General features: G+C 73.8%; 7 protein-coding genes and 1 pseudogene. 5 read left to right on the forward strand and 3 right to left on the reverse strand.

The features are described from left to right. Positions 1-277 (reverse strand): annotated as a pseudogene (locus IE329_RS35905) (hypothetical protein); the annotation flags it as partial. A 215-nt stretch (positions 278-492) separates the two neighbouring features. Beyond that, positions 493-1,698 (reverse strand): MFS transporter, encoded by a 1,206-nt coding sequence (locus tag IE329_RS35910; RefSeq protein WP_190215247.1) that lies wholly within the window; start codon positions 1,696-1,698, stop codon positions 493-495. A 398-nt stretch (positions 1,699-2,096) separates the two neighbouring features. On the opposite strand from IE329_RS35910, the gene IE329_RS35915 reads away from it, so the two are divergent. Then, positions 2,097-3,440 carry a dicarboxylate/amino acid:cation symporter gene (locus IE329_RS35915; RefSeq protein WP_190215248.1) on the forward strand — a complete coding sequence of 448 codons (1,344 nt, stop codon included), beginning with the start codon at positions 2,097-2,099 and terminating at the stop codon, positions 3,438-3,440. A 239-nt stretch (positions 3,441-3,679) separates the two neighbouring features. Here the strand turns inward: IE329_RS35915 and IE329_RS35920 are convergent, their stop codons facing one another. Further along, positions 3,680-3,883, reverse strand: coding sequence for a cold-shock protein (locus IE329_RS35920; protein WP_057227626.1), 204 nt, complete (start codon positions 3,881-3,883; stop codon positions 3,680-3,682). 321 nt (positions 3,884-4,204) lie between these two features. On the opposite strand from IE329_RS35920, the gene IE329_RS35925 reads away from it, so the two are divergent. From IE329_RS35925 to IE329_RS35940, 4 genes are all read left to right on the forward strand, one after another. Further along, complete coding sequence (locus IE329_RS35925; RefSeq protein ID WP_229928033.1) at positions 4,205-5,098, forward strand: menaquinone biosynthetic enzyme MqnA/MqnD family protein; 894 nt, start codon at positions 4,205-4,207, stop codon at positions 5,096-5,098. A gap of 156 nt (positions 5,099-5,254) precedes the next feature. Further along, positions 5,255-6,997 (forward strand): serine/threonine-protein kinase, encoded by a 1,743-nt coding sequence (locus tag IE329_RS35930; protein ID WP_190215249.1) that lies wholly within the window; start codon positions 5,255-5,257, stop codon positions 6,995-6,997. A gap of 114 nt (positions 6,998-7,111) precedes the next feature. Next, entirely contained in the window at positions 7,112-8,332 is a 1,221-nt protein-coding gene (gene mqnC, locus IE329_RS35935) for a cyclic dehypoxanthinyl futalosine synthase (RefSeq protein ID WP_229928034.1), read from the forward strand. Between the two features lie 15 nt (positions 8,333-8,347). Further along, positions 8,348-8,977 carry an amidohydrolase family protein gene (locus tag IE329_RS35940; RefSeq protein ID WP_190215250.1) on the forward strand — a complete coding sequence of 210 codons (630 nt, stop codon included), beginning with the start codon at positions 8,348-8,350 and terminating at the stop codon, positions 8,975-8,977. The last annotated feature ends 111 nt before the right edge of the window (positions 8,978-9,088 follow it).

The raw sequence follows: 9,088 nt of genomic DNA on the forward strand, positions 1-9,088 counted from the left end.
GGCCGCCCTTGGCGTCGAAGATCTGGGTCGCCTGGGAGAGCGCGGGGGTCTTGAACTCGTCGGGGATGCTGTCGAAACTGTCCGCGGTGTTCTTGGCCGTGAGCCCGAGCGCGCCGACGGCGGGCAGCGCCATGCCGGCCAGCAGGACGCCGGACAGCACACTGACCGTCAGGAAGGTCGCTCCGTGGCGGGTGTGGCGGAGTGCCGCGCTCCCGCGGCCTGCTCTGAGTCGTGGGGTCTCGGAGGAGTCGGGCCTCGGGGGGCGCGTCGGTGCCATGCCCGAACACTATGTCCACGCGTGCCGCACACGGGGACAAGTGTTCGCACACGGCTGTCACAAAGCTGCGACAACTTCACCCGGTCAACCTTTTGACCCCGGGGTGCCGGTGACGCCGCCTCACCCCGCGCCGGGCCCGGGCCGGGCCCGCCCCACCGGGACGGCCGGGGTCACCCCACCGGGACGCCGGCCCCGCCCCACCGGGACGGCCGGGGTCACCCCACCGGGAGGGGCCGCGCGAGCACCGGCGCGGGCGCCGGCCGGAACCAGCCCCGGGCGCCGAACAGCAGCAGCCCGCCGAGCCCGATCCCGCCCACGGCGCAGAGCGCGACCGCGCGCAGCGAGGTGTCCACCAGTGCCCCCGAGACCGCGTAGCCGAGCGCGTTGCCGGTCGCGAACAGGGTGATCAGCCAGGCGAAGGCCTCGGTGACGGTGCCGGCCGGCGCCAGCTCGGCGATCAGCACGAAGGCGGCCGCCAGCAGCGGGGCCAGCCCGATGCCGGAGAGCAGCGCCAGCGCGCAGAACGCCGCCGGGCCGGGGAGCAGCAGCAGCGGCAGGTAGGCGGCGGCCATCCCGAGGGCCATCACCCAGGTCCGGGTGGCGGTGCCGCTGTGCCACTTGACCGCGCCGTAGACCAGCGCGCCGGCCAGCCCGCCGACGGCGGCCAGGGCGAGCAGGGTCCCGGCGCCGCCGGGGACGCCGCGGTGCTGCTCGGCGTACGCGATGAAGAGCACGTTCTGCGAGCCGACCGTCCAGCCGGCGCCGGCCAGGCCGATCAGCAGCAGCACCAGGCCGGGGGAGCGCAGCGGGCCGAGCAGTCCGGCCGACTGCGCGCGCGGCGGGGCCTGCCAGGCGCGGGCGGGCGCGGCGGTGGCGACCACCAGGGCCCCGGCCAGGCCGAGTCCGGCGGCCGTCCACAGCGCGGTGACGGGGCTGAAGGCGGCGGCGATGCCGGCCACCGCGAGCGGTCCGGCGACGTAGAGGATCTGCTGGGCGGCGGAGTCGAAGGCGTACGCGGTGTCCAGCTGCTCCTCCTCGACCACGGCGGGCCACAGGGCGCGCAGGCAGGGCTCCAGCGGGGGCATGGCGAGACCGGCGACGGCGGCGCCGACGGTGGCGGCGACCGGTGAGCCCGGGGCGAGGGCGAGCAGGGCGTACCCGAGCCCGGCGACCACGGCCGCGCTGAGCAGCACCCGGGGCTGGCCGGTGCGGTCGACGATCCGGCCGAGGACGGGCCCGCCGACGGCGGCGGCGATCGCGTACGCGGCGGTGGCCAGGCCGATCCGTCCGTACGGGGCGCCGGCGTTGCGCAGGGCGAGGGCGATCACGAGGGCGGTCATGCCGGCCGGGAGGCGCCCGAGCAGGGTGCCGAGCAGGAGTCGGGTGACGTGCGGGGCACGGAGCAGGGCGAGGTAGCCCATGAGGGCGGGTCTCCGGTGGGCAGGGGGCGGTAGGACAGTACTCAAAGTTATACGTATAACCGGACGGGGTCAATCGAGCCGTCGGAGGCGGATGTGATGGGGCGTCAGCTTGGTTCGTGCCCGCATCTCAAACATGTGCTTTGAACATCTCAAAGCTTTACTGCTAATGTTCCGCTCATGACCACCACAGGCGCACCCCGAATGCAGGGCCAGGGCTCGACGCCCGCGGCCGGCATGCGCCTGTCCGGTGCTGTGGACGGCCCGCGCGCCTGTCGCGCCGGCAGCTGTATCTAGGCGGCACGCCCCGAGGCGCCTCCCCCGAGGTGCCGGATCCGCGCCGTGCCGCCTCCCCGTCTCCCCTCCCCGTTCCGCACTCCCTCCCCCGGAGCCGCACCGCCATGTCCGCAGCGCCCGACGCCACCGCGTCGCCCTCCCTGCTCGCCCGAGTCCGGAAGACCCCCTTCTGGGTCCAGATCGTCGCCGGCCTCGTGCTCGGCGTCGCCCTCGGCTACCTCGCCCGGGCCGCCGACATCTCCTGGCTGGCCACCACCCTGGAGACGATCGGCAAGACCTTCGTCCAGCTGCTCAAGCTGGCCGTCCCGCCGCTGGTCTTCACCGCGATCGTGGTGAGCGTCGCCAACCTGCGCAACGTCACCAACGCCGCCCGGCTGGCCGGCCGCACCCTGCTCTGGTTCCTGATCACCTCGCTGATCGCCGTCGCGATCGGCCTGGGCCTGGGCCTGCTCACCAACCCCGGCCAGGGCACCGAGCTCTCCACCGAGGGGCTGAAGGCACCCAAGTCCTCCGGCACCTGGGTCGACTTCCTGACCGGCATCATCCCGACCAACATCGTCACCTCCTTCACCGAGGTGAACGTCCTGCAGATCGTCTTCCTGGCGGTCGTGGTCGGCGCCGCGATCATCAAGCTCGGCGACAAGGCCGCCCCGGTCCTCAAGCTCAACGAGACCGTCCTGGAGCTCACCCAGACCGCTCTCTGGTGGGTCATCCGGCTCTCCCCGCTCGGCACCCTCGGCCTGATCGGCAAGTCGGTCGCCAAGTACGGCTGGGACCTGCTGGAGCCCTTCGCCACCCTCACCGCGGACGTCTACGTCGGCTGCGCCCTGGTGCTGTTCGTGGTCTACTCCCTGCTCCTGAAGTTCGTCGGCGGCCTCAACCCGCTCAACTTCTTCAAGGGCGCCTGGCCCGCCATCCAGCTGGCCTTCGTCTCCCGCTCCTCCGTCGGCACCCTGCCGGTCACCCGCCGGGTCACCGAGCGCCTCGGCGTCCCGAGCGACTACGCCAGCTTCGCCGTCCCGTTCGGGGCGACCACCAAGATGGACGGTTGCGCCGCGATCTACCCCTCGCTGGCCGCGATCTTCGTCGCCCAGGTCTACGGCGTGCACCTCGGCATCGGTGACTACCTGCTGATCGCCTTCGTCTCGGTGATCGGCTCGGCCGCCACCGCCGGCCTGACCGGCGCCATCGTGATGCTGACCCTGACCCTCTCCACCCTGGGCCTGCCCCTGGAGGGCGTCGGCCTGCTGCTGGCCATCGACCCGATCCTGGACATGGTCCGTACCGCGACCAACGTGGCCGGGCAGGCGGTCGTGCCGATCCTGGTGGCGGCCCGCGAGAAGACCCTCGACCTGGTGGCCTACAACAACCCGACGGGTGACCTGTACGCCGAGGCGCCGGTCCCCGTGCCGGCCCAGGGCGGCGAGAAGGTGCCCGCCGCGGCCTGACCGGCCCCGCGCGCCCCGCACGTCACGGCCCGCGAGCCCACTCCCCGGCGGGGGAGCGGGCTCGCGGGCCGTTGCCGGTCCGGGGCGGTCCGCCGCCGTCGGACGAAAGGCAGGGGGCCCGCCGCGTCCAGGACGTGGCGAGCCCCCTTGGGTGCTGCTCGTTGTGCTCATGGTGGCGGCAGTAAGGGCCACCGTCGGACCCAGTCGGGTCCCGAGCGATCAGATCATCATGAGGATGGTCAGATAGCGGTGACGTTCTCCGCCTGCGGGCCCTTCGGGCCCTGGGTGACGTCGAAGCTGACCGCCTGGTTCTCCTCCAGCGAGCGGAAACCGTTCGCGTTGATGGCGGAGTAGTGGACGAAGACGTCGGGGCCGCCGCCCTCCTGGGCGATGAAGCCGAAGCCCTTCTCAGCGTTGAACCACTTGACGGTTCCCTGAGCCATGCCGTTCTCCTTGCGAGGGACGTATTGGGTGCCACACCGCGTGGCACCCGGTCCGCTGCGCTGATCGCCCCGCCTCCGGAGTGGGTCCGGAGTTTTTCGATATTGCTGAAAAACTACAAAAAGCCCGCGGTTACATGCTCCGCAGGCTTCAAGTACTGCAAGGGGAATCAAACTGCAACTGAGGGCAACGCTAGCACGCGGTCGTGGTGGCGACCAGGGGTGACTTGAGGCGCGGACAGGGCGTGTCGGACGGCCGGTGAAGGCTCCAGGGAGCCCCGGGCATACCCTGCGGGGAGAGTACGAACAGCAGAGGAGCGAGCAGTGGCAGTGCGGGATGGGAGTGCCCCGGCAACGCCGGCTACGCCGGTCAGGCCCCGGGTCGGACATATTCAGTTCCTGAACTGCCTGCCCCTCTACTGGGGCCTGGCGCGGACCGGCAACCTGCTTGACCTGGACCTCACCAAGGACACCCCGGAGAAGCTCAGCGACCTGCTGGTGGCCGGCTCGCTCGACATCGGCCCGATCACCTGCGTCGAGTACCTGCGGCACGCGGACGAACTGGTGGTGCTGCCCGACATCGCGGTCGGCAGCGACGGCCCGGTGATGTCCTGCGTGATCGTGAGCAAGGTGCCGCTCGCCGACCTGGACGGCCGCAAGGTCGCCCTCGGCTCCACCAGCCGCACCTCCGTCCGGCTGGCCCAGCTGCTGCTGGAGGAGCGCGAGGGCGTCCGCCCCGAGTACTTCAGCAGCCCGCCGGACCTGGACGCGATGCTCGCCCGGGCCGACGCCGCCGTCCTGATCGGCGACCCCGCGCTGCGGGCCTCGCTGGAGCAGGCGCCCTCGCAGGGGCTGGCGGTGCACGACCTCGGCGAGATGTGGAAGGAGTGGACCGGCCTGCCGTTCGTCTTCGCGGTCTGGGCGGCCCGCCGGGACTTCGTGGAGAGCCGGCCGGAGGCGGTCGCCGCCGTCCACCGGGCCTTCCTGGAGTCCCGCGACCTCTCGCTGGCCGAGGCCGGCCAGGTCGCCGCGCAGGCGGCCCGCTGGGAGGAGTTCGACGCCGAACTGCTGGAGCGGTACTTCACCGAGGCCCTGGACTACTCGCTCGGCGAGCGGCAGCTGGCGGGCATCGCCGAGTTCGCCCGCCGGGTCGGCCACGACAGCGGCTTCGCGCCGGACGTCGCGGTGCGCCTGCTGGAGGCCGTCCCCGCCGTCTGAACCACCCCCCGGCCCCGCCCCCGTGCGGTCGGAGCGCGGGCCCGGACGGCCGGACGCCCCGGGCGCGCGCTTCCGCGCCGCGTCGCCGACGGCGGCGCCGGGCCCCGCCACCGGTACCGTCGTGCTGTCGGCCGGCCGTTGAGGGGAGCGCGGGGGATGGAACCACTGGGATCTGACGATCCGGCACGGATCGGCGAGTACCGGCTGCTGCGGCGGCTCGGCGCCGGCGGCATGGGCCGGGTCTACCTGGGCCGCACCGCCGGCGGCCGGACGGTGGCCGTCAAGGTGGTCCGCGGCGAGCTGGCCGAGGACCCGGAGTTCCGCGCCCGGTTCCGTCAGGAGGTCGCCGCGGCCCGGCTGGTCGGCGGCGCCTGGACGGCCCCGGTGCTGGACGCCGACACCGAGGGCGCCCGGCCCTGGGTCGCCACCGGCTACGTGGCGGGCCCCGCGCTCGGCGCCGCCGTACGGGACTTCGGCCCGCTGCCCGCCGCGGCCGTCCGGGCGATGGGCGCGGGCCTGGCCGAGGCGCTGGAGCACGTCCACGCCCAGGGGCTCGTCCACCGGGACGTCAAACCGTCGAACGTGCTGCTCACGCTGGACGGGCCGCGCCTGATCGACTTCGGCATCGCCCGGGCGCTGGACGCCGCGACCGGGCTCACCCAGTCCGGCTTCGTGGTCGGCTCGCCCGGCTACATGTCGCCGGAACAGGCCCGGGGCGCGGTGGCGGGACCGCCCAGCGACGTCTTCTCGCTGGGCGCGGTGCTCGCCTACGCGGCCACCGGCGCGGCGCCGTTCGGCGACGGGGTGAGCGCGGCCGTCCTGCTCTACCGGGTGCTGCACGAGGAGCCCGGGCTGACCGGGCTGGACGCCGGGCTGGGCGCGATCGTCCGCGACTGCCTGGCCAAGGACCCGGCGGCCCGGCCGTCGCCCGCCCGGCTGCGCGAGCTGCTGGCGGGCGCCGGGGGCGGCACCGTCCGGCTGCGGCAGGCGGCCTGGCTGCCGCCGGCGGTGGCCGAGGCCGTCGGCCGCAGCGCGGTCGAGCTGCTGGAACTGGACTCGGAGGCGCCGGCCGGGGCCGGGCCGGTACCGGCCGACGCGGTACCGGCGGGCGCCGTGCCACTGGGGTCCGTAGCACTGGGATCCGTAGCACTGGGATCCGTACCACTCGGATCCGTGCCACTGGGCGCCACGGCTCCCGGCGCCGTCCCGCCGGGAGCCGCATCGCCGGGATCCGCGTCGGCCGGCGCCGGACCGGCCGGCGGCCGGCCCGCGACCGGGCGGGCGAAGCGGACGGCGCTGCTGGTGGCCCTCGCCGTGCTGGCCGCACCGCTGCTGGTCTACGGCGGCATCGAGCTCCGCGACTCGCTGGACGGCGGTACGCCGTCGAGCGGCGGCACCCCCACCACGACCACCCGGGTGACGACCGGCGTCACCTCCTTCACCACCAGCTGGTCGACCTCGTGGACCACCGGGCCGAGCTCCTCGGCCCCGGCCGGCAGCCTGCCGCCGCCCTCCCCGGCGAGCCCGGCGCCGGGCGGGCCGAGCGCCGTGCCGGCGGCCTTCCTGGGCAGCTGGGAGGGCGACATCACCACCAAGATCGTCCCGCTGCCCAGCACCTTCCGGGTCGAGTTCGTGCCCGGCGCCGTCGGCCAGGTGGTCGCCCGCACCAGCAACGCCTCGCACTTCAGCAGCACCGTCTGCCGGGGCAACGGCACCCTGGTGTCGGCCGAGGCCCGCACGCTGGTGATCCAGGAGGCCCCCGCGGAGACCACCCCGGAGTGCAGCGGACAGCCCGAGCGCCAGACCTACACCGTCGCCGCGGACGGCCGCCTGCACCTGGAGGTGACCGGCGCCGCGATGGGCTCCGACCCCTCCGGCGACCTGTCGCGCAAGGGCTGACCGGGCGCCGGAAACCTCTGGCGTAGGCTGGTCCGGTCGTCCCGGGTGCGGCTCAGTGACGCGCCCGTCCGCAGTACCGCAGCGCAGTACCACCGAGAGAGAGAAGGCCGCCAGGTGTCCGAGCTCGCAGCGATCCTCGATGCGCCCAGCACCGACCTGCAGGCCGTCCTCGACCGGGCGGCCGCCGGTGGCAGGATCAGCCCCGAGGAGGCCCTGGCGCTGTACCGCTCGGCGCCGCTGCACGCGCTGGGATCGGCGGCCGACGCCGTCCGCCGCCGCCGCTACGCCGGCACCGAGCACATCGCGACGTACATCATCGAACGCAACATCAACTACACCAACGTCTGCGTGACGGCGTGCAAGTTCTGCGCCTTCTACGTGGCACCGAAGAGCGACAAGGGCTGGTCCCGCGACCTCGACGAGATCCTGCGCCGCTGCGCGGAGACGGTCGAGCTGGGCGGCACCCAGATCATGTTCCAGGGCGGCCACCACCCGGACTACGGCGTCGAGTACTACGAGACCGCGTTCGCCGCCATCAAGGCGGACTTCCCGCAGCTGGTGATCCACTCGCTGGGCGCCTCCGAGGTCGAGCACATGGCCCGGATCTCGAAGGTCTCCGTGGAGGAGGCCATCACCCGGATCCACCGGGCGGGCCTGGACTCCTTCGCCGGCGCCGGCGCCGAGCTGCTGCCCGAGCGGCCGCGCAAGGCGATCGCCCCGCTCAAGGAGTCCGGCGAGCGCTGGCTGGAGATCATGGAGACCTCCCACAAGCTGGGCGTCGAATCCACCTCCACCATGCTGATGGGCACCGGCGAGACCAACGCCGAGCGGATCGAGCACCTGCGGATGATCCGCGACGTGCAGGACCGCACGGGCGGTTTCCGGGCCTTCATCCCGTACACCTACCAGCCGCAGAACAACCACCTCAAGGGCTCCACCCAGGCCACCGTCTTCGAGTACCTGCGGATGATCGCCATCGCCCGGCTCTTCCTCGACAACGTGGCCCACATCCAGGGCTCCTGGCTGACCACCGGCAAGGAGGCCGGCCAGCTGTCGCTGCACTACGGGGCCGACGACCTGGGCTCGGTCATGCTGGAGGAGAACGTCGTCTCGGCGGCCGGTGCCAAGCACCGCTCCAACCTCACCGAGCTGATCCACCTGATCCGGGCCGCCGACCGCACCCCCGCGCAGCGCTCCACCACGTACGAGCACCTGCGGGTGCTGGACGACCCGGCCAACGACCCGGTGGACCCGCGGGTCGCCTCGCACATCGCCTCCACCGCGATCGAGGGCGGCACGGCGCACCCCGAGCTGAAGATCCTCTCCACCAACTGACCCGGGCCCGTACCGATGCTGACCCTGCACCGGGCCACCCTGCTGCTGTCCGCCCCGGCGGACCCCACCGCCCCGCCGGTCGCCGACGGGGCGGTGGTGGTGCAGGGCGACCGGATCGCCGGACTGGGCCCGTACCCGGAGCTGGCCGCCGCCTTCCCGGCCGCCCGCACCCGGGAGTGGGACGGCCTGCTGACGCCCGGTCTGCGCAACCCGTACGGCCACTGGCTGCTGGAGTGCGCCTACCATCCGGACCCGCGCGAGGAGATCGGCACCGAGCCGCTGCACGGCCCGGCACTGGCGCGGCTGGGGCTGGACGAGGCCCGCTGGGGCGGCAGCGCCCGGCGCGGGCTGCAGCGGATGCTCGGGCACGGCGTCACGGCGGTGGCCGGCCCGTTCGAGCGCCCCGCGGTACGGACCGCGGTCACCCGCTCCGGCCTGCTGGCACTGCCCGGTGACGGTGCGCGGGGCCCGCTGGACCCGCTCGGCCCGCCGGCCGGGCTCTCGCTCGCCGAGGCCGCCCACGGCTCGCTGACGACCGGCGGACGGGCCGACTTCACCGTCCTGGAGCTGGACGCCGAGGGCCGGCGGACGGGCGGCTGCCTCGCCACCGTGCTGGCCGGCCGGCTGCTCCACCGGCGTCGCTGACACCCGTCCTGCGCGTCGCGTCCGGCTCTCCTGTCACGGGCCTTTCCCGGTGCCCTGCGCGTCGCGTCCGGCTCTCCTGTCACGGGCCTTTCCCGGTGCCCTGCGCGTCAC

The organism is Kitasatospora indigofera, from assembly GCF_014655955.1.
Classification (GTDB): Bacteria; Actinomycetota; Actinomycetes; order Streptomycetales; family Streptomycetaceae; genus Kitasatospora; species Kitasatospora indigofera.